The organism is Pseudomonas sp. FGI182, from assembly GCF_000511325.1.
Taxonomy (GTDB): domain Bacteria; phylum Pseudomonadota; class Gammaproteobacteria; order Pseudomonadales; family Pseudomonadaceae; genus Aquipseudomonas; species Aquipseudomonas putida_Z.
Map to the genome: position 1 here is coordinate 937,317 of NZ_CP007012.1, position 20,174 is coordinate 957,490.

General features: G+C 63.3%; 23 protein-coding genes. 22 read left to right on the forward strand and 1 reads right to left on the reverse strand.

Going from position 1 to position 20,174, the window contains the following annotated elements; genetic code table 11:
• Positions 1–23: 23 nt before the first annotated feature.
• The 4 genes from yajC (at position 24) to C163_RS04250 (ending at position 3,866) form a co-directional block, all read left to right on the forward strand.
• The gene (gene yajC / locus C163_RS04235) at positions 24–359 is read left to right on the forward strand and encodes a preprotein translocase subunit YajC (RefSeq protein WP_003259111.1); all 336 of its coding nucleotides are present in this window, start codon (positions 24–26) and stop codon (positions 357–359) included.
• A gap of 63 nt (positions 360–422) precedes the next feature.
• Positions 423–2,285 (forward strand): protein translocase subunit SecD, encoded by a 1,863-nt coding sequence (gene secD, locus C163_RS04240; protein ID WP_025337767.1) that lies wholly within the window; start codon positions 423–425, stop codon positions 2,283–2,285.
• A 10-nt stretch (positions 2,286–2,295) separates the two neighbouring features.
• The gene (gene secF, locus C163_RS04245) at positions 2,296–3,204 is read left to right on the forward strand and encodes a protein translocase subunit SecF (protein WP_025337768.1); all 909 of its coding nucleotides are present in this window, start codon (positions 2,296–2,298) and stop codon (positions 3,202–3,204) included.
• A 119-nt stretch (positions 3,205–3,323) separates the two neighbouring features.
• Positions 3,324–3,866 (forward strand): glycine zipper 2TM domain-containing protein, encoded by a 543-nt coding sequence (locus C163_RS04250; RefSeq protein WP_013971012.1) that lies wholly within the window; start codon positions 3,324–3,326, stop codon positions 3,864–3,866.
• Positions 3,867–4,086: 220 nt separating this feature from the next.
• Here C163_RS04250 and suhB read toward each other — a convergent pair whose 3' ends face one another.
• Positions 4,087–4,905 carry an inositol-phosphate phosphatase gene (suhB, locus tag C163_RS04255; RefSeq protein ID WP_025337769.1) on the reverse strand — a complete coding sequence of 273 codons (819 nt, stop codon included), beginning with the start codon at positions 4,903–4,905 and terminating at the stop codon, positions 4,087–4,089.
• Between the two features lie 151 nt (positions 4,906–5,056).
• Between suhB and trmJ the strand changes: the two genes are divergently transcribed.
• The 18 genes from trmJ (at position 5,057) to bamB (ending at position 20,079) form a co-directional block, all read left to right on the forward strand.
• Positions 5,057–5,812, forward strand: a complete 756-nt coding sequence (gene trmJ, locus C163_RS04260) for a tRNA (cytosine(32)/uridine(32)-2'-O)-methyltransferase TrmJ (RefSeq protein ID WP_025337770.1) — start codon at positions 5,057–5,059, stop codon at positions 5,810–5,812.
• A gap of 3 nt (positions 5,813–5,815) precedes the next feature.
• Positions 5,816–6,601: a serine O-acetyltransferase gene (cysE, locus tag C163_RS04265; RefSeq protein WP_025337771.1), complete on the forward strand. Its 786-nt coding sequence runs from the start codon at positions 5,816–5,818 to the stop codon at positions 6,599–6,601.
• A gap of 179 nt (positions 6,602–6,780) precedes the next feature.
• Positions 6,781–7,272, forward strand: a complete 492-nt coding sequence (iscR, locus tag C163_RS04270) for a Fe-S cluster assembly transcriptional regulator IscR (RefSeq protein WP_008092572.1) — start codon at positions 6,781–6,783, stop codon at positions 7,270–7,272.
• A gap of 46 nt (positions 7,273–7,318) precedes the next feature.
• Positions 7,319–8,533, forward strand: coding sequence for an IscS subfamily cysteine desulfurase (locus C163_RS04275; protein ID WP_013971017.1), 1,215 nt, complete (start codon positions 7,319–7,321; stop codon positions 8,531–8,533).
• 46 nt (positions 8,534–8,579) lie between these two features.
• Complete coding sequence (gene iscU / locus C163_RS04280) at positions 8,580–8,966, forward strand: Fe-S cluster assembly scaffold IscU (RefSeq protein WP_003248539.1); 387 nt, start codon at positions 8,580–8,582, stop codon at positions 8,964–8,966.
• Between the two features lie 28 nt (positions 8,967–8,994).
• On the forward strand, positions 8,995–9,318 hold the full coding sequence (iscA, locus tag C163_RS04285) for an iron-sulfur cluster assembly protein IscA (RefSeq protein ID WP_003257854.1): 324 nt from the start codon (positions 8,995–8,997) through the stop codon (positions 9,316–9,318).
• A gap of 8 nt (positions 9,319–9,326) precedes the next feature.
• Entirely contained in the window at positions 9,327–9,848 is a 522-nt protein-coding gene (hscB, locus tag C163_RS04290) for a co-chaperone HscB (protein WP_015269012.1), read from the forward strand.
• Positions 9,849–9,890: 42 nt separating this feature from the next.
• Positions 9,891–11,753, forward strand: a complete 1,863-nt coding sequence (gene hscA, locus C163_RS04295; protein WP_025337772.1) for a Fe-S protein assembly chaperone HscA — start codon at positions 9,891–9,893, stop codon at positions 11,751–11,753.
• A 3-nt stretch (positions 11,754–11,756) separates the two neighbouring features.
• Positions 11,757–12,098, forward strand: coding sequence for an ISC system 2Fe-2S type ferredoxin (gene fdx / locus C163_RS04300; RefSeq protein ID WP_025337773.1), 342 nt, complete (start codon positions 11,757–11,759; stop codon positions 12,096–12,098).
• A gap of 10 nt (positions 12,099–12,108) precedes the next feature.
• A complete protein-coding gene (gene iscX / locus C163_RS04305) occupies positions 12,109–12,309 on the forward strand; it encodes a Fe-S cluster assembly protein IscX (protein ID WP_025337774.1) in 201 nt (66 codons plus the stop codon).
• An 88-nt stretch (positions 12,310–12,397) separates the two neighbouring features.
• Positions 12,398–12,823 carry a nucleoside-diphosphate kinase gene (gene ndk, locus C163_RS04310; protein ID WP_011532343.1) on the forward strand — a complete coding sequence of 142 codons (426 nt, stop codon included), beginning with the start codon at positions 12,398–12,400 and terminating at the stop codon, positions 12,821–12,823.
• Between the two features lie 28 nt (positions 12,824–12,851).
• On the forward strand, positions 12,852–13,997 hold the full coding sequence (gene rlmN / locus C163_RS04315; RefSeq protein WP_025337775.1) for a 23S rRNA (adenine(2503)-C(2))-methyltransferase RlmN: 1,146 nt from the start codon (positions 12,852–12,854) through the stop codon (positions 13,995–13,997).
• 14 nt (positions 13,998–14,011) lie between these two features.
• Entirely contained in the window at positions 14,012–14,773 is a 762-nt protein-coding gene (gene pilW, locus C163_RS04320) for a type IV pilus biogenesis/stability protein PilW (protein WP_025337776.1), read from the forward strand.
• Positions 14,770–15,831 carry a RodZ domain-containing protein gene (locus C163_RS04325; protein WP_025337777.1) on the forward strand — a complete coding sequence of 354 codons (1,062 nt, stop codon included), beginning with the start codon at positions 14,770–14,772 and terminating at the stop codon, positions 15,829–15,831. The genes pilW and C163_RS04325 overlap by 4 nt, the downstream gene beginning before the upstream one ends.
• 2 nt (positions 15,832–15,833) lie before the next feature.
• Entirely contained in the window at positions 15,834–16,943 is a 1,110-nt protein-coding gene (gene ispG / locus C163_RS04330; RefSeq protein ID WP_003257869.1) for a flavodoxin-dependent (E)-4-hydroxy-3-methylbut-2-enyl-diphosphate synthase, read from the forward strand.
• 25 nt (positions 16,944–16,968) lie between these two features.
• Positions 16,969–18,258 carry a histidine--tRNA ligase gene (hisS, locus tag C163_RS04335; RefSeq protein WP_025337778.1) on the forward strand — a complete coding sequence of 430 codons (1,290 nt, stop codon included), beginning with the start codon at positions 16,969–16,971 and terminating at the stop codon, positions 18,256–18,258.
• Between the two features lie 39 nt (positions 18,259–18,297).
• Positions 18,298–18,936 (forward strand): tetratricopeptide repeat protein, encoded by a 639-nt coding sequence (locus C163_RS04340; protein WP_015269019.1) that lies wholly within the window; start codon positions 18,298–18,300, stop codon positions 18,934–18,936.
• Positions 18,937–20,079, forward strand: coding sequence for an outer membrane protein assembly factor BamB (gene bamB, locus C163_RS04345; RefSeq protein ID WP_025337779.1), 1,143 nt, complete (start codon positions 18,937–18,939; stop codon positions 20,077–20,079).
• Positions 20,080–20,174 lie beyond the last annotated feature (95 nt).

A 20,174-nucleotide genomic window follows, 5' to 3' on the forward strand; every position in this document is an offset into this window, starting at 1 on the left:
GAAAATTACATTAGGAGTGCCCAATGAGCTTCTTGATCCCCGCCGCATACGCGGACGCCGCAGCACCCGCCGCCGGCCCAGCCGGTACCGGCTTCGAGTGGATTTTCCTGGTCGGTTTCCTGGTCATCTTCTACCTGATGATCTGGCGCCCGCAGGCCAAGCGTGCAAAAGAGCAGAAGAACCTGCTGAGCAACTTGCAGAAGGGTGACGAAGTTGTCACCAATGGCGGCATCGCCGGCAAGATCGTCAAGGTTTCCGATGATTTCGTGGTACTGGAAGTTTCCGACAACGTCGAGCTGAAGTTCCAGAAGGGTGCCATCGCGGCCACCCTGCCAAAAGGTACGCTCAAGGCTATCTGAGTTACCGGTTTTTCTTTCCAGTCGGGGCGCGCAACGCGCCCCGCGTCTTGAACGGGCGGCGTGATGCTGAACAAATACCCTCTGTGGAAATATGCACTGATCGTGCTGGTACTGGTGGTCGGTTTCATTTATTCCGCTCCCAACCTCTACCCGGATGATCCGGCGGTACAGATCAGTGGTGCCAGCTCGGCGCTGCAGGTGAACCAGGCCGACCTCGACCGCGTCAGCAAGGCGCTGGGCGATGCCAAGATCGCCGTCAAGGGCGCTAGCCTGGGTGAGAAGGGCAGCGGGCTGATCCGCCTGACCAATCAGGAAGACCAGCTGCCAGCCAAGGATGTAGTGCGCAAGGCACTGGGCGATGATTACGTCGTGGCCCTGAACCTGGCCCAGACTACCCCGCAATGGCTGCGCAACCTGGGCGCAAGCCCGATGAAGCTGGGCCTGGACCTGTCCGGTGGTGTGCACTTCCTGCTGGAAGTGGACATGGACAAGGCCATGAACGCCCGCATGAAAGTCTACGAAGGCGAGGTCAAGACCTTGCTGCGCAAAGAGCGCGTCCGCTACCGCAGCCTGCCTCAGCAGGATGGCGGCATCATGCTGGGCTTCGCTGACGATGCCACCCGCGAACAGGCTCGTGCCCTGATCCGCAAGAATTTCAATGACTTCGACCTGACCACCACCGAGCGCAACGAGCTCGCCGTGCTGCGTCTGGCGCTGACCCAGGCGAAAGTCGCCGAAATCCGCGAATACTCGATCAAGCAGAACCTCACCACCGTCCGCAACCGGGTCAACGAGCTGGGTGTGGCCGAGCCGCTGGTACAGCGCCAGGGCGCCAACCGCATCGTGGTCGAGCTGCCAGGCGTGCAGGACACTGCCGAAGCCAAGCGTATCCTGGGTAAAACCGCCAACCTGGAGTTCCGCTTCGGTGCCGAGCCGGGCGCTTCCAAGGCCACTACCGAGGTGTTCGAGTTCCGTGAGGGCGGCCGTTCCGCCGCGGTCGAGCGCGGCCTGATCATCACCGGTGACCAGGTAACCGACGCCCAGGCCAGCTTCGACGAACAAGGTCGCCCGCAGGTGAACATCCGCCTGGATGGTCACGGTGGCGAGCTGATGACCCGCGCTACCCGCAGCAACGTCGGCCGCAGCATGGCGGTGATCTTCATCGAGCAGAAGCCGGTCACCCGCTACGTCAAGCAGACCGTCGACGGCGTCGAGAAGGACGTTGCCGTACAGAGCTTCCAGGAAGAGAAGAAGATCATCAGCCTGGCGACCATCCAGTCGCCGCTGGGCAGCCAGTTCCGCATCACCGGCCTGAACGGCCAGGGCGAATCGTCCGAACTGGCCCTGCTGCTGCGTGCCGGTGGCCTGGCTGCGCCGATGTACTTCGCTGAAGAACGTACCATCGGCCCAAGCCTGGGTGCCGACAACATCACCAAGGGTATCGATGCATCGCTGTGGGGCATGCTGTTCGTCTCGCTGTTCATCATCGCCATCTATCGCGCCTTCGGTGTGATCGCCACCATCGCCCTGGCGGGCAACATGGTCCTGCTGCTGGCGCTGATGTCGCTGCTGGGCGCGACCCTGACCCTGCCGGGTATTGCCGGTATCGTGTTGACCATGGGTATGGCGGTGGACGCCAACGTGCTGATCTTCTCGCGTATCCGCGAAGAGCTGAACGCCGGCATGTCGGTGCAGCGCGCCATTCATGAAGGCTTCAACCGCGCCTACACCGCGATCATCGACGCCAACCTGACCAGCCTGCTGGTCGGCGGCATCCTGTTCGCCATGGGTACCGGCCCGGTCAAGGGCTTTGCGGTGACCATGTCCCTCGGGATTTTCACCTCGATGTTCACCGCCGTCATGGTGACCCGTGCAATGGTCAACCTGACCTGCGGCGGGCGTGACATCAAGAAGCTGTGGGTTTGAGGGAGCTGCGATGAAAACCATCAACTTCATGGGCGTGCGCAATGTCGCGTTCGCCATTACCGTGCTCCTCACCGTGCTGGCGCTGTTCAGCTGGTGGCAGAAGGGCCTGAACTTCGGCCTGGACTTCACCGGCGGTACGCTGATCGAGCTGACCTACGAGCGCCCGGCCGACCTCAAGGCGGTGCGTGCCGAGCTGGTCAATTCCGGCTTCCACGAGGCGGTGGTGCAGAGCTTCGGCGCCACCACCGACCTGCTGGTGCGCATGCCGGGCGATGACCCGCAGCTGGGCAACAAGGTTGCTGAAGCCCTGCAGAAGGCCGGTGGCGACAACCCGGCCAAGGTCAAGCGTGTCGAGTTCGTAGGCCCGCAGGTGGGTGAGGAGCTGCGCGACCAGGGTGGCATGGGCATGCTCCTGGCACTAGGCGGCATCCTCATCTACCTGGCCTTCCGCTTCCAGTGGAAGTTCGCCGTGGGCGCGATCGTCTCGCTGATCCACGACGTGGTGGTGACCCTGGGTATCCTGTCGTTCTTCCAGATCACCTTCGACCTGACGGTGCTGGCGGCGGTACTGGCGATCATCGGCTACTCGCTGAACGACACCATCGTCGTGTTCGACCGGGTGCGCGAGAACTTCCGCGTCATGCGCAAGGCCTCGCTGATCGAGAACATCAACGTTTCCACTACCCAGACCCTGTTGCGGACCATCGCCACCTCGGTTTCGACCTTGCTGGCCATTGCCGCGCTGCTGTTCTTCGGTGGCGACAACCTGTTCGGCTTCTCGCTGGCCCTGTTCATCGGCGTCATGGCCGGTACCTATTCGTCGATCTATATCGCCAACGTGGTGCTGATCTGGCTGAACCTGAGCAGTGAAGACCTGATCCCGCCGGCCAAAACCGACGGTGTGGACGACCGTCCGTAAGGCGTGCTCCACGCCGTTTGGCGGCCAAAAAGGCGCGAGTGTTGAACTCGCGCCTTTTTTTTTACTCCAAGGCTGGGAGAAGGCGGGTCGGACCCGCGGGTTATGATCAGGAGGTTCATGTGAACAAATCAATGCTTGTGGGTGCGGTACTGGGTGCTGTCGGTGTGACTGCCGGAGGTGCTGTCGCGACCTACAGCTTGGTCAACAAGGGGCCTGAGTATGCGCAGGTCACCGACGTGCAACCGATCAAACAACAGGTAAAAACCCCCCGTGAGGTCTGCAAGGACGTCGCCGTGACGCGGCAGGCGCCGGTCAAGGACCAACACCAGATCGCAGGTACCGTGGTGGGCGCCATTGCCGGTGGCCTGCTGGGTAACCAGATTGGTGGTGGTAGCGGCAAGAAGATCGCCACCGTGGCCGGTGCGGTCGGTGGTGGTTATGCCGGTAACAAGGTGCAGGAAGGCATGCAGGAACGTGACACCTACACCACCACGCAAACCCGCTGCAATACGGTCAACGACATCAGTGAGAAAGTGGTGGGCTACAACGTGAAGTACACCATTGGCGACAAGGTGGGGCAGGTGAAGATGGATCACGAGCCCGGGTCGACCATTCCGCTGGACAAGAATGGCAAGCTGATCCTGAGCGAAGCAGGGCAGTAAGGCCCGGCGCGGTCTGCTCTTTGTAGGAGCGGCCTTGTGTCGCGAAAGGGGTGCGTAGCGCCCCCGGGATCTGTGACATATCAGAGATTGTCGGGGCTGCTTCGCACCCCTTTCGCGACACAAGGCCGCTCCTACAGGGATCGCGAAAGCCCTGGGATATGGTTACAGGCACAAAAAAAGCACCCTGAGGGGTGCTTTTTTGTTTGCCGGCAATCCGCGCTTAGCGCTTCATGTTCTCTGGCAGGTGCGGCTGGATAGCAGTCAGCACGGCCTTGAAGCACTTGATGTTGCCCGCAACGATATGGCCCTTGTCGAGGAAGTCGTGGCCACCGTTGAAGTCGCTCACCAGGCCGCCCGCTTCCTGGATCAGCAGCACGCCGGCAGCCATGTCCCATTCGGACAGGCCCGACTCCCAGAAGGCGTCGAAACGGCCGGCGGCCACGTAGGCCAGGTCCAGGCTGGCGGAGCCGGCGCGGCGGATGCCGGCGGTCTGGCCAGTCAGGGCGCGGAACATGCCCAGGTAGTTGTCCAGGTCAGCCATCTGGCTGTCACGGAACGGGAAGCCGGTACCCAGCAGGGCGCCTTCCAGGCTGGTGCGCGAGCTGACACGCAGGCGGCGACCGTTGAGCTGGGCGCCACGGCCACGGCTGGCGGTGAATTCTTCCTGGCGAACCGGGTCGACGATCACGGCGTGCTCAAGGCGGCCACGGTATTTGCAGGCGATGCTGACCGCGAAGTGCGGGATGCCACGCAGGAAGTTGGTGGTGCCATCCAGCGGGTCGATGATCCACAGGTAATCCTTGCCTTCTTCGCCGCTACCCGCATGCAGGCCTGTTTCCTCGCCCTGGATGGAGTGGTTCGGGTAGGCCTTGCGCAGGGCGTTGACGATGCTCTGCTCGGCGGCGCGATCGACTTCGGAGACGTAGTCCTTGGCCTCTTTCTCATCGACCTTGATGCTATCCAGGCGTTCGATGGAGCGGAAAATCAGTTCACTGGCGCTGCGAGCGGCGCGCAGGGCGATATTCAGCATAGGCTGCATGGGCGGGTCACCTGGAGATGTTAAAGAAGAAAGCCGATCATTCTAGCAGAAAACTTTGGCGGCAGAAGTGTCACATTTGCTTTCATGGCGTTACGTCTGTCGGTTCTGTAAGATCGAAGGCCCTGATTCCTGCATCTGTGAGCACAACACCTTGCTGCAAAATATTCGTGTTGTTCTGGTCAATACCAGCCACCCCGGCAACATCGGCGGCGCTGCACGTGCCATGAAAAACATGGGCTTGTCGCGTCTGGTGCTGGTGCAGCCGAAAGAGTTCCCCGCCGTGGATGCCAGCGCCCGAGCCTCGGGTGCCGACGATGTGCTGGACAACGCCCAGGTGGTCGACAGCCTCGAGCAGGCGCTGGTCGGCTGCAACCTGGTGATGGGCACCAGCGCCCGCGAGCGGAGCATCCCCTGGCCGCTGATCGGCCCGCGCGAGTGCGGGGCCAAGGCGGTGGAGCATGCCAACGGTGGCGAGGAAATCGCCCTGGTGTTCGGGCGTGAACACGCCGGCCTGACCAACGAAGAACTGCAGCGATGTCACTTCCACGTGCACATTCCCTCCAACCCCGACTTCAGCTCGCTGAACCTGGCCGCCGCTGTCCAGGTGCTCTCCTACGAGGTGCGCATGGCCTGGCTGGCCGCCGTTGCAGCGCCGGGCAAGGTCGAGAAGGTTGACGCCAGCGAGCTGGCGACCATGGACGAAATGGAGCTGTTCTACGACCACCTGGAAAAGACCCTGGTCGGTATCGGCTTTCTCGACCCCGAAAAGCCCAAGCACCTGATGCCGCGCCTGCGCCGGCTGTATGGGCGGGTGGCGGTCGAACGTTCGGAAATGAGCATTTTGCGCGGCATCCTCACCGAGACCCAGAAAGTGGTCCGGGGCGAGCCGCATAAACGGAAGGACTGACAGATGTTCGAACGCCTGCGTGAAGATATTCAAAGCGTATTCCACCGTGACCCGGCTGCACGCAACGCCTTCGAGGTGCTGACCTGCTACCCGGGCATGCACGCCATCTGGCTGCACCGCCTGGGCAATGCCCTGTGGAAGCGTGATTTCAAGTGGCTGGCCCGCCTGGTATCGAACTTCGGCCGCTGGCTGACCGGCATCGAGATCCACCCCGGCGCCACCATCGGCCGGCGCTTCTTCATCGATCACGGCATGGGCATCGTCATCGGCGAAACCGCCGAGATCGGCGACGATGTCACCCTTTACCAGGGCGTGACCCTGGGCGGCACCAGCTGGAACAAGGGCAAGCGCCACCCCACCCTGGAAAACGGCGTGGTGGTAGGGGCGGGGGCCAAGGTGCTGGGCCCGTTCACCGTCGGTGCCGGGGCCAAGATCGGTTCCAATGCGGTGGTGACCAAGGCAGTGCCGCCCGGCGCCACGGCGGTCGGCATCCCTGGGCGAATCATTGTCAAGAGCGAAGACAATGAGGTCGAGGCCAAGCGCAAGGCCATGGCCGAGAAGATCGGCTTCGATGCCTATGGTGTCAGTGGCGACATGCCCGACCCGGTGGCCCGTGCCATCGGCCAGATGCTCGACCACCTGCAGGCAGTCGACGAGCGGCTGGAGGGCATGTGCGGCGCCTTGACCAAGATGGGCAGCGATTACTGCGCCAAGGAACTGCCAGCCCTGCCGGAAGATGACTTCACGGAAGTTGCCCAGGTGGCTCAGCGCGACACTCAGTCGCATTGATTGCGCCGCGCTGAAATCATGGTGACATACGGGGCGTGTGCTCACGCCCCCTGTCTGCTACAATCGCGCCCGCCTCCCCGATGCAAACCCGACTAAAGCACTAGGTCTAATAGTTGACTTAAATGCTCGGGAATCGCATACTCGCTCACATCCTGTAACTCCCGTGGTACCCAATAGCCATGCGACTGACTACCAAAGGCCGATACGCCGTGACCGCCATGCTCGACCTGGCGTTGCACGCGCAGCATGGGCCGGTGTCTTTGGCCGACATTTCCGAGCGCCAGGGCATTTCCCTCTCTTATCTGGAACAGCTGTTCGCCAAGCTGCGCCGCAGCAGCCTGGTCTCCAGCGTGCGTGGTCCAGGCGGTGGCTACCAGCTGTCGCGGGGCATGGAAACCATCCAGGTGGCCCAGGTCATCGATGCGGTCAACGAATCGGTCGATGCCACCCGTTGCCAGGGCCTCGGGGACTGCCATGCCGGTGACACCTGCCTGACCCACCACCTGTGGTGCGACCTCAGCCAGCAGATCCATGAATTCCTCAGCGGTATAAGCCTGGCTGACCTCGTCATGCGCCGTGAGGTGCAGGAAGTCGCCCAGCGCCAGGACCTGCGTCGTGTCGCAGGCCGAACCGCCCAGCTGGACAAGATTGAGACGTCCGCCGTCGATTGATCCCACCGGGACGACGAGCGACGCCACCGCCTGATAGGAGAGACAAATGAAGTTGCCGATCTACCTCGATTACTCCGCGACCACTCCGGTCGACCCACGCGTGGCCCAGAAGATGGCCGACTGCCTGCTGGTCGACGGGAACTTCGGTAACCCGGCTTCGCGCTCCCACGTCTTTGGCTGGAAAGCCGAGGAAGCGGTCGAGAACGGTCGTCGCCAGGTTGCCGAACTGATCAACGCCGATCCGCGCGAAATCGTCTGGACCAGCGGTGCCACCGAGTCCGACAACCTCGCACTCAAGGGCGTCGCGCACTTCTATCAGACCAAGGGCAAGCACATCATCACCTCCAAGATCGAGCACAAGGCGGTCCTGGACACCGCTCGCCAGCTGGAGCGTGAAGGTTTCGAAGTCACCTACCTCGAGCCAGGCGAAGACGGCATCGTCACCCCGGCCATGGTCGAGGCGGCGCTGCGCGACGACACCATCCTGGTTTCGCTGATGCACGTGAACAACGAAGTCGGCTCGATCAACGATATCGCTGCCATCGGTGAACTGACCCGCTCGCGCGGCGTGCTGTTCCACGTTGACGCCGCGCAGTCGGCCGGCAAGGTCGAAATCGACCTGCAAAAGCTGAAGGTCGACCTGATGTCGTTCTCGGCGCATAAGGTCTACGGCCCGAAAGGCATCGGCGCGCTGTACGTCAGCCGCAAGCCGCGCGTACGCCTGGAAGCCATCATTCACGGCGGTGGCCATGAGCGCGGCATGCGTTCGGGCACCCTGCCGACCCACCAGATCGTCGGCATGGGCGAAGCCTTCGCCATCGCCAAGCAGGAAATGGCCGCGGAAAACGTACGCATCAAGGCCCTGAGCGACCGCTTCTTCAAGCAGGTCTCGGACCTCGAAGAACTGTACGTCAACGGCAGCAAGACTGCCCGCGTACCACACAACCTGAACCTGAGCTTCAACTACGTCGAAGGCGAATCGCTGCTGATGTCGCTGAAGGACATCGCCGTATCGTCCGGTTCGGCCTGCACCTCCGCGTCGCTCGAGCCGTCCTACGTATTGCGCGCCCTGGGCCGCAACGACGAGCTGGCGCACAGCTCGATCCGCTTCTCCTTCGGCCGCTTCACCACCGAAGAAGAAGTCGACTACGCCGCGCAGAAAGTCTGCGAGGCGGTGAACAAACTGCGTGAGCTGTCGCCGCTGTGGGACATGTACAAAGACGGCGTTGACATCTCCAAGATCGAGTGGGCCGCCCACTAAGCAGTCGCCGGCAAGAGCGGCTCCCTGATGAGGAAGGAATTGCACCATGGCATACAGTGAAAAGGTCATCGACCACTACGAAAACCCGCGCAACGTCGGCAAGATGAACGCCGAAGACCCGGACGTCGGTACCGGCATGGTCGGCGCGCCGGCCTGCGGTGACGTGATGCGCCTGCAGATCAAGGTCAACGAGCAGGGCGTGATCGAAGACGCCAAGTTCAAGACCTACGGCTGCGGTTCGGCCATCGCTTCCAGCTCCCTCGCCACCGAGTGGATGAAGGGCAAGACCCTGGACGAAGCCGAAACCATCAAGAACACCCAGCTGGCTGAAGAACTGGCGTTGCCGCCGGTCAAGATCCACTGCTCGGTACTCGCCGAAGATGCCATCAAGGCAGCCGTACGCGATTACAAGCAGAAGAAAGGCTTGATCTAAGTCGCCTGTTGCGAGGTAAGGAGTCCTGATGGCTATCAGCATGACAGAAGCCGCCGCCAACCACGTGCGGCGTTCCCTGGAAGGGCGCGGCAAGGGCGAAGGCATTCGCCTGGGCGTGCGCACCACCGGTTGCTCGGGCCTGGCCTACGTGCTGGAGTTCGTCGACGAGCTGGCGGACGAAGACCAGGTGTTCGAGAACCATGGCGTCAAGGTGATCATCGATCCCAAGAGCCTGGTCTACCTCGATGGCACCGAACTGGACTTCGTCAAGGAAGGGTTGAACGAAGGCTTCAAGTTCAACAACCCCAACGTGCGCGGTGAGTGTGGCTGCGGCGAAAGCTTCAACGTTTGAGGCTGGCTGTGGGTACTCCTTGTCATTTCGCATTGTTTGACCTCCAGCCAAGCTTCCGCCTGGATCTCGACAAGCTGGCCACTCGCTATCGCGAGCTGGCCCGCGAAGTCCATCCCGACCGCTTTGCCGACGCCTCCGAGCGCGAGCAGCGCGTGGCGCTGGAAAAGTCCGCGGCCCTCAACGACGCCTACCAGACACTGCGCAGTGCGCCGCGTCGCGCCCGCTACCTGCTGGCCATCGGCGGCCACGAAGTGCCTCAGGAAGTCACGGTCCACGACCCTGACTTCCTGTTGCAGCAGATGCAGTGGCGTGAAGAGCTCGAAGAACTGCAGGACGAAGCCGACCTCGATGGCGTGGCCGTGTTCAAGAAGCGCCTGAAGGTCGCCCAGGACACGCTGAACGAGGACTTTGCCGCCTGCTGGGACGCCCCAGGCGAGCGCGACAAGGCCGAACGCCTGATGCGCCGCATGCAGTTCCTCGACAAGCTCGCCCAAGAAGTGCGCCAACTGGAAGAGCGCCTCGACGATTAACCCGGTGCTGCCCGTGATGGCACCTAAGGTATTCAGATAAGCATGGCCCTACTGCAGATTGCCGAACCCGGTCAAAGCCCTCAGCCGCATCAGCGCCGCCTGGCGGTGGGGATCGACCTGGGTACCACCAACTCCCTGGTCGCCGCACTGCGCAGCGGCCGTAGCGAGCCCCTGCCCGACGCGCAGGGCAATGTCATTCTGCCGTCCGCGGTGCGCTACCTCGAAGGGCGCAACGAAGTGGGGCAGGCTGCACGCGATGCCGCTTCCAGCGACCCGCTGAACACCGTGCTGTCGGTCAAGCGTCTGATGGGGCGCGGCCTGGCCGACGTCAAGCAACTGGGCGAGCAGCTGCCGTACCGCTTCGTTGGCGGTGAGTCGCACATGCCGTTCATCGACACCGTGCAGGGGCCGAAAAGCCCGGTGGAAGTGTCCGCCGATATCCTCAAGGTGCTGCGCGAGCGTGCCGAAGCCACCCTCGGTGGTGAGCTGGTGGGCGCGGTGATCACCGTGCCGGCCTATTTCGACGATGCCCAGCGCCAGGCCACCAAGGACGCTGCGCGCCTGGCCGGCCTGAACGTGCTGCGCCTGCTCAACGAGCCGACCGCCGCTGCCGTGGCCTATGGCCTGGACCAGAACGCCGAAGGCGTGGTGGCCATCTATGACTTGGGCGGCGGTACCTTCGACATTTCCATTTTGCGCCTGACTGCCGGCGTATTCGAAGTGCTGGCCACCGGTGGCGATACCGCCCTGGGTGGTGACGACTTCGACCACGCCATCGCTGGCTGGATCATCGAGCAGGCCGGGCTGTCGTCCGACCTGGACCCGGCCACCCAGCGCGCGCTGTTGCAGGCCGCCTGTGCCGCCAAGGAAGCCCTGACCGACGCCGACGTGGTCAGCGTCAGCCATGGCGCCTGGCAGGGCGAGCTGAGCCGCGCCGGCTTCGAAGCCATGATCGAGCCCATGGTTGCCCGCAGCCTCAAGGCCTGCCGTCGCGCCGTGCGTGACAGCGGTATCGAGCTGGAAGAAGTCAGCGCCGTGGTCATGGTCGGTGGTTCGACCCGCGTACCGCGTGTGCGTGAAGCCGTCGGAGCACTGTTCGGCCGCACCCCGCTGACCTCGATCGACCCTGACCAGGTGGTGGCCATCGGTGCCGCCATCCAGGCCGATACCTTGGCCGGCAACCGCCGCGAAGGTGGCGAACTGCTGCTGTTGGATGTCATCCCGCTGTCGCTTGGCCTCGAGACCATGGGCGGGCTGATGGAGAAGGTGATCCCGCGCAACACCACCATCCCGGTGGCGCGTGCCCAGGAGTTCACCACCTATAAAGATGGCCAGTCGGCCATGATGATCCATGTGCTGCAGGGCGAGCGCGAGCTGATCAGCGACTGCCGCTCGCTGGCGCGCTTCGAGCTGCGGGGCATCCCGGCCATGGTCGCCGGTGCGGCAAAAATCCGCGTTACCTTCCAGGTCGACGCCGACGGCCTGCTCAGCGTCGCCGCCCGCGAGCTGGGTTCGGGCGTGGAAGCCAGCATCCAGGTCAAGCCGTCCTACGGCCTGACCGACGGCGAAATCGCCCGCATGCTCAAGGATTCCTTCGAACACGCAGGTTCCGACAAGCAGGCCCGCCAGCTGCGCGAGCACCAGGTGGACGGCGAGCGCCTGCTCGAAGCGGTACAGGGCGCCCTGGACGCCGACGGTGAGCGTCTGCTCAGCAGTGACGAGCGCGACGCCATCGAATTCCAGATGCAAGAACTACGTGATTTGCTGGCCGGCACCGATGGCGCAGCCATCGAGCAACAGACCAAGCGTCTGTCGCAGGTGACCGACGCATTTGCCGCCCGTCGCCTTGATTCGACGGTCAAAGCCGCACTGGCCGGGCGCAACCTGAATGAGATCGAGGAGTAACCGATGCCGCTGGTGACATTCCTGCCGCACGAGAAGTTCTGCCCCGAAGGGCTGACCGTGGAAGTCGAGCCCGGGACCAACATCCTGGAGCTGGCCCACGACCATCACATCGAGATGGAAAGCGCCTGCGGCGGCGTCAAGGCCTGCACCACTTGCCACTGCATCGTGCGCAAGGGCTTCGACTCGCTCGAAGAAGCCGACGAGCTGGAAGAGGACATGCTGGACAAGGCCTGGGGCCTGGAGGCTCAATCGCGCCTCGGCTGCCAGGTGGTCGTCGCTGACCAGGACCTGGTCATCGAGATCCCCAAGTATTCGCTCAACCACGCCGCCGAAGCGCCGCACTGAGGTTTGCCCCATGAGCCTGAAATGGATTGATGTACTTGAGATCGCCATCCAGCTTGCAGAAAGCAAGCCGGAAGTCGATCCTCGTTATGTGAATTTCGTCGACCTGCACAGCTGGGTGCTGGCATTGCCAGAATTCAGCGACGATCCGTCACGCGGCGGTGAGAAAGTGCTCGAGGCAATCCAGGCCGCCTGGATCGACGAAGCCGACTAAGCGTCATCTGCAGGTTAGGCAATCCCCCGGAACCCGCGTATAATTCGCGGGTTTAATTTTTCGTAACACTCATATTCTGGAGTTTTCCATGGCTGTTCAACGTACTTTCTCGATCATCAAGCCTGACGCCGTTGCCAAAAACGTCATCGGCAAGATCACCACTCGCTTCGAAGAAGCCGGCCTGAAAATCGTTGCCTCGAAAATCAAGCAACTGTCCAAAGCCGAAGCCGAAGGCTTCTACGCCGAGCACAGCGCTCGTGGCTTCTTCGGTGACCTGGTTGCCTTCATGACTTCCGGCCCGGTCGTTGTTCAGGTTCTGGAAGGCGAAAACGCCATCGCTCTGAACCGTGAGCTGATGGGCGCTACCAACCCTAAAGAAGCTGCTCCAGGCACCATCCGTGCTGACTTCGCCGAGTCGATCGACGCCAACGCCGTTCACGGTTCGGACTCCGAAGCTGCTGCTGCTCGCGAAATCGCTTACTTCTTCGCTGCTACCGAGGTAACCACTCGCTAAGCGAAAGCTTACGGGTGAGGGTGAATCCATGACGACATCTACTGGCAAAATCAACCTGCTGGGTCTGACCCTGCCGGAAATGGAACAATTCTTCGACTCTATCGGGGAGAAGCGCTTCCGCGCCGGTCAGGTGATGAAATGGATTCACCATTTTGGCGTCGATGATTTCGCCGCCATGACGAACGTCGGCAAGGCCTTGCGCGAAAAGCTCGAGGCCGTTGCCGAAATTCGGGGCCCGGAAGTGGTCAGTGAAGACATTTCCGCCGACGGTACCCGCAAGTGGGTGGTCCGCGTTGCCTCCGGCAGCTGCGTCGAGACCGTCTACATCCCCACCGACGATCGCGGCACCCTGTGCGTGTCGTCGCAAGCCGGCTGTGCCCTGGACTGCAGCTTCTGCTCCACCGGCAAGCAAGGCTTCAACAGCAACCTCACCGCCGCCGAAGTGATCGGCCAGGTGTGGCTTGCCAACAAATCCTTCGGGACCGTTCCGGCCAAGATCGACCGCGCCATTACCAACGTGGTCATGATGGGCATGGGCGAACCCCTGCTGAATTTCGACAATGTCATCGCCGCCATGAAGATCATGATGGAAGATCTGGGCTATGGCATTTCCAAGCGTCGCGTCACCCTGTCCACCTCGGGCGTGGTGCCGATGATCGACGAGCTGGCCAAGCACATCGACGTGTCGCTGGCCCTGTCGCTGCACGCACCGAACGACGAACTGCGCAACAAGCTGGTACCGATCAACAAGAAGTACCCGCTGAAGATGCTGCTGGAATCGTGCATGGGCTACATGTCCACCCTGGGTGGCAAGCGCGTGCTGACCATCGAGTACACCCTGCTCAAGGATGTGAACGACCAGCCGGAGCATGCTGCGCAAATGATCGAGCTGCTGCGCGACGTGCCATGCAAGATCAACCTGATCCCGTTCAACCCGTTCCCGCACTCCGGCTACGAGCGGCCGAGCAACAACGCCATCCGCCGCTTCCAGGACCTGTTGCACCACGGTGGCTTCAACGTCACCACCCGCACCACCCGTGGTGATGACATCGACGCTGCCTGTGGTCAGCTGGTCGGCCAGGTCAACGACCGCACCCGCCGCAGCGAGCGCTACATCGCTGTGCGCCAGCTGTCCGCGGACGCCGAGCTGCAAGACAGCCCCGCCAGCCACTGACCGGGACCTTGCCCATGAGCCTGCGCGCCGCGCTGTCGATCCTTGCGCTTTCGCTGCTGGCCGGCTGCGTGTCCGGCGGCGCGAGCGACCCCCTGGCCAGCCGCCAGGGCAGGGCAGAGGCGGGGCGGGCCTATGTGCAGCTTGGGCTGGGTTATTTGCAACAGGGTTTGACCGAGCAGGCCAAGGCGCCGCTGGGCAAGGCCCTGGCCCTGGATGGCGGTGATGCCGACGCGCACGCCGCCCTGGCGCTGGTCTTCCAGGCCGAAGGCGAGCCGGCGCTGGCCGAAACGCACTTTCGCAAGGCGCTGCAGGCACGCACGGGCGACACGCGAATTCGCAACAATTACGGCAGTTTCCTTTATGCTCAGGGGCGATTTGCCGAGGCCGAGCAGATGTTTCGCCTGGCCAGCGCCGATACCCTGTATCCTGAGCGCTCACGCGTGTACGAGAACCTGGGCTTGACGGCTCTGAAGCTCGAGCGCCGCGACCAGGCGCATGCGTATCTGCTGAAAGCTTTGCAACTCAACCAGCGGCAACCGAAAGCGTTGCTGGAAATGGCTGAGTTGTCCTACGAAAACAGGCATTATGTGCCGGCCCGGGACTACTACGATCGTTTCAGCCAGTTGAGCGACCACGATGCCCGTAGCCTGCTGCTGGGCAGCCGCCTTGCCAGGGTATTCGATGAGCAGGGCACACTGGCCGAGCTGGGCCAGCAATTACAACGACTTTATCCCGGTACGCCGGAATACCAGCAATACCTGTCGGAGCAACGATGAAAGCCGCGCATCCCGAAGTAGCAGTAGCGCCTGGCCAGAACCCCGGTGAGCTTTTGCGTCAGGCCCGTGAGAACCGGGACTGGTCACAAGCCGAGGTGGCCCGCAAGCTCAACCTCACTGTCAGTTCGTTGAACCACGTGGAAACCGGCGCCTTCGACAAGCTGCCGGGGCATACCTTCGCCCGTGGTTATATCCGCGCCTATGCCAAGCTGATGGACCTGGACCAGGCTGCCCTGGTGGAGGCCTTCGACCGTTACACCGGCACCCACGCCAAAGGCAGCGACGTGCACTCGCTGGGCCGTATCGAAGAGCCGGTGCGCCTGTCGCACAATATCCTGCGCGGCGTCAGCCTGCTGCTGCTGGTGGCTGTGGTCGGTGGCGGCTTCGTCTGGTGGCAGGACCAGGGCAGCCTGCGTGGCAAGGACCTGGCCAAGATCGCCCTGGAGCACGTCGAAGTCGAAAGCGCCGACGGTACCACCCAGATTCACCCGCTCGATGAGCCTGAAGACCAGGCTGTTTCCGCTGGGCAGCAGCCTGAGAGCGCGCCGCTGCCGCTGGAGCAGGGCGCTGCCGAGCAGCCTGCCGCCGCCGAACAGGCACCGGCAAGCCCGGCACCTGCCGCTACTGCTACCGCTGCCGCAGTGCCGGCACCGGCCCAGCAGGCGCCCGTGCCACCGGTCGCCGCCGCCCCTGCTGCCGCGCCTGCGCCGGTAGCACCGGTTGCCCCGGCTCCGGCCCCGGCGGCTGTTGCACCTGCTACGCCGGTCGCGGCCGTGGCCGCTGGCGAGCCTGCCGCCCCCGCCGCAGTGCCGGCTGGCAGCGCCAAGGTCGCCATCCAGTTCGTCGCCGATTGCTGGACCCAGGTCACCGACGGCAACGGCAAGGTGCTGTTCAGCGCCATCAAGCGCAAGGGGGACAACCTCGAGCTGACCGGCAAGCCGCCATTCTCGGTACGCCTGGGCTTTGCCCGTGGCGCCCAGGTCAGCTACAACGGCCAGGCCGTCGATGTTGCCCCGTTCACCAGTGGCGAGACCGCTCGCCTGAAGTTGGGACAGTAATCATGCACGGCGAATCTCCGATCAAACGTCGCGAATCCCGCAAAATCTGGGTCGGCAATGTGCCGGTGGGTGGTGATGCCCCCATCGCGGTGCAGAGCATGACCAACACCGACACCAACGATGTGGCCGCCACCGTGGCGCAAATCCAGCGCCTGGTCGATGCCGGCGTGGACATCGTACGCGTCTCGGTGCCGGACATGGACGCCGCCGAGGCGTTCGGCCGCATCAAGCAGCAGGTCAGCGTGCCGCTGGTTGCCGACATCCACTTCGACTACAAGATCGCCCTGCGCGTAGCCGAACTGGGCGTGGACTGCCTGCGTATCAACCCGGGCAACATCGGCCGTGAAGACCGTGTGCGCGCGGTGGTCGATGCCGCCCGCGACCGCGGCATCCCGATCCGTATCGGCGTCAATGCCGGCTCCCTGGAAAAGGACCTGCAGAAGAAGTACGGCGAACCGACCCCGGCGGCGCTGGTCGAGTCGGCCCTGCGCCACGTCGAGCACCTCGACCGCCTGGACTTCCAGGACTTCAAGGTCAGCGTCAAGGCCTCCGATGTGTTCATGGCCGTCGAAGCCTACCGCCTGCTGGCCAAGCAGATCGTGCAGCCGCTGCACCTGGGCATCACCGAAGCCGGGGGCCTGCGTTCGGGGACGGTGAAATCCGCTGTCGGCCTCGGTATGCTGCTGGCCGAAGGCATTGGCGATACCATCCGTATCTCGCTGGCGGCCGACCCGGTCGAAGAAGTGAAAGTCGGCTACGACATTCTCAAGTCGCTGCACCTGCGCTCGCGTGGCATCAACTTCATCGCCTGCCCGAGCTGCTCGCGGCAGAACTTCGATGTGGTCAAGACCATGAACGAGCTGGAAGGGCGCCTGGAAGACCTGCTGGTGCCGCTGGACGTGGCGGTGATCGGTTGCGTGGTCAACGGCCCGGGCGAAGCCAAGGAGGCCCATGTGGGGCTGACCGGCGGCACGCCGAACCTGATCTACATCGACGGCAAGCCGGCGCAGAAGCTGACCAACGACAACCTGGTCGATGAGCTGGAAAAACTCATCCGCCAGAAAGCGGCCGAAAAGGCCGAAGCCGACGCGGCGCTGATCGTCCGTGGCTGACACACAGAATTCGTAAGGACTTTTCGTGAGCAAATCGCTGCAAGCCATCCGTGGCATGAACGACATCCTGCCAGAACAGTCGCCGCTGTGGCGCTACTTCGAAGGCACCGTGGCCGGCCTGCTGGACACCTACGGGTACAGCCAGATCCGCACGCCGATCGTCGAGTTCACCGAGCTGTTCAAGCGCTCCATCGGTGAAGTCACCGACATCGTCGAAAAAGAGATGTACACCTTCGAGGACCGCAACGGCGATTCGCTGACCCTGCGCCCCGAAGGCACCGCCGCCTGCGTGCGTGCCGTGCTCGAGCACGGCATCACCGGCAACGGCCAGGTGCAGAAACTGTGGTACATCGGCCAGATGTTCCGCCACGAGCGCCCGCAGAAGGGCCGCTACCGCCAGTTCCACCAGATCGGCGTGGAAGTGTTCAACCTGGACGGCCCGGACATCGACGCCGAGCTGATCATGCTGACCTGGCGCCTGTGGGGCCTGCTGGGTATCCAGGACGCGGTCAAGCTGGAACTCAACAGCCTGGGCACCAGCGAAGCCCGTGCACGCTACCGCGATGCGCTGGTCGAGTTCCTCTTGGCGCGCCTGGAGCAACTGGACGAAGACAGCCAGCGCCGTCTGAAGAGCAACCCGCTGCGCATCCTCGACAGCAAGGACCAGAACACCCAGGCGGTGCTGGTAGGTGCGCCGAAGCTGGAAGACTACCTGGACGAAGAGTCGCGCGTGCACTTCGAGGGCCTCAAGGCCCGCCTGGACGCTGCCGGCATTCCGTTCGTGATCAACACCAAGCTGGTGCGTGGCCTGGACTACTACAGCAAGACCGTGTTCGAGTGGGTAACCGACAAGCTCGGCGCCCAGGGCACCGTCTGCGCCGGCGGCCGTTATGACGGCCTGGTCGAACAGATGGGCGGCAAGCCGACCCCGGGCGTCGGTTTCGCCATGGGCATCGAGCGCCTGATCCTGCTGCTGGAAACCCTGGGCAAGGTGCCCGAGTCCATCAGCCGCCAGATCGACGTCTACCTGTGCGCCTTTGGCGAACAGGCGGAACTGGCCGGCCTGCGCCTGTCCGAAGGCCTGCGCGACCGCCTGCCGGGCCTGCGCCTGGCAGTCAACGCCGGCGGTGGCAGCTTCAAGAGCCAGTTCAAGAAAGCCGACAAGAGCGGCGCGCTGTTCGCCCTGATCCTCGGCGACGACGAACTGGCCAAGCAAGAGATCGGCTTCAAGCCCCTGCGTGGTCAGGGCGAACAACAGAACATTGCCTGGGATGCTCTGGCTGAGCACCTGGAAACCGCGATCGCTCAGGCGTAACGCGGTTCAACAAGCGAATAGGCGAAAAGGAGTATTGGGGTGTCGAGTACCGATGATGAACTGGCAGGGGTCAAGGACTGGTGGAACCGCAACGGCAAGCCGCTGCTGACCGGTGCCCTGTTGGCTGGCGTGGTGGTGTTGGGCTGGAATACCTGGCACAAGTACCAGAACAATCAGTCGCAAGGTGCCTCGCAGCTGTACCAGGCCTTGCTGGAGACCAGCCTGACGCCGACTGGCCAGCCTGACGCGACCAAGGTCGCGGAACTGGCCGGCAAGCTCAAGAGCGAGTTCGGCGGTACCGCCTACGCCCAGTACGGCAGCCTGTTCGTGGCCAAGGTCGCGGTCGAGACCGGCAAGCTCGACGACGCTGCTGCCGAGCTGAAGAGCGTGCTGGACAAGCCGGCCGATGCCACCCTGGGCGAAATTTCGCGTCAGCGCCTGGCTCGTGTGCTGGCCGCCCAGAACAAGGCCGAGGACGCCCTCAAGCTGCTCGACGGCGACGCCGACAAAGCCTTCCTGGCCAGCCGCGAAGAGTTGAAAGGTGACCTGCTGGTGCAACTGGGTCGCGCCGATGACGCGCACAGCGCTTACGAGAAAGCCAAGGCTGCGCTGTCCGATGAGGCGGCGGTCGGTGGCCTGCAATTGAAGCTGGATGACTTGGCCAAAGGGGACGCGTAAGTGATCGGTTGGAAACATGCAGCAGTGCTGACCCTGGCCGTACTGGCCGCAGGTTGCAGCAGCAACAGCAAGAAGGAACTGCCTCCGGCCGAGCTGACCAAGTTCACCGAGGAAGTGGTGCTGAAGAAGCAGTGGAGCCGTTCGATCGGTGACGGCCAGGGCGAGACCTACAACACCCTGGTACCCGCCATCGAGAACGACCGTATCTACGCCTCCGACGTCAACGGCGAAGTCTTCGCCCTCGACCGCATCACCGGCGACGTGGTGTGGAAGAAGGACCTCGAGCTGCCGGTTTCCGGCGCTGTCGGCGTGGGCTACGGCCTGGTCATGATCGGTACCCTCAAGGGTGAAGTCATCGCCCTGGACTCCAGCACCGGTGAGGAGCGCTGGCGCTCCCGCGTGACCAGCGAAGTGCTGGCCCCGCCTGCCAACAACGGTGAGGTGGTGGTGGTGCAGACCCAGGACGATCGCCTGATCGGCCTGGATGCCGCCACTGGCGACCGTCGCTGGATCTACGAAAACACCCCGGCCGTGCTGACCCTGCGTGGCACCGGCGCGCCGATCGCCACCAACCGCCTGGCCGTCGCCGGCCTGTCCACCGGCAAGGTGGTGGCGGTGGACATCAACAACGGCGTGCCGGTGTGGGAAAGCCGTGTGGCGATTCCGCAGGGCCGTTCCGAGCTGGACCGTGTGGTCGATATCGACGGCGGCCTGCTGCTGTCGGGTGGTACCCTGTACGTCAGCACCTACCAGGGCCGCGTCGCGGGCCTGGACCTGGAAAGCGGCCGCGTGCTGTGGCAGCGTGATGCCTCCAGCTACGTGGGTGTCGCCCAGGGCTACGGTAACGTCTATGTCAGCGAAGCTTCCGGTACTGTCGAAAGCGTCGACGAGCGCTCGTCCAGCGCCCTGTGGACCAACGACACCATGGCTCGCCGCCAGCTGACTGCGCCTGAAGTGTTCTCCAGCTACGTGGCGGTGGGCGACTTCGAGGGTTACCTGCACCTGCTGAGCCAGGTCGATGGCCGCTTCGTCGGCCGTGAGCGTATCGACAGTGATGGCCTGCGTGCCCGCCCACTTGTGGTCGGCGACACCATCTACGTCTTCGGCAACAGCGGCAAGCTCGAGGCACTGACCATCCGCTGAAGCTATGCTTGAAGCCTTGGCGGGCTTCAAGCCGCGGCGTAGGACACGCCGCCCGAACTCCGGCCGCTGCCTTGCAGCGGCCTTTGCATTTTCAA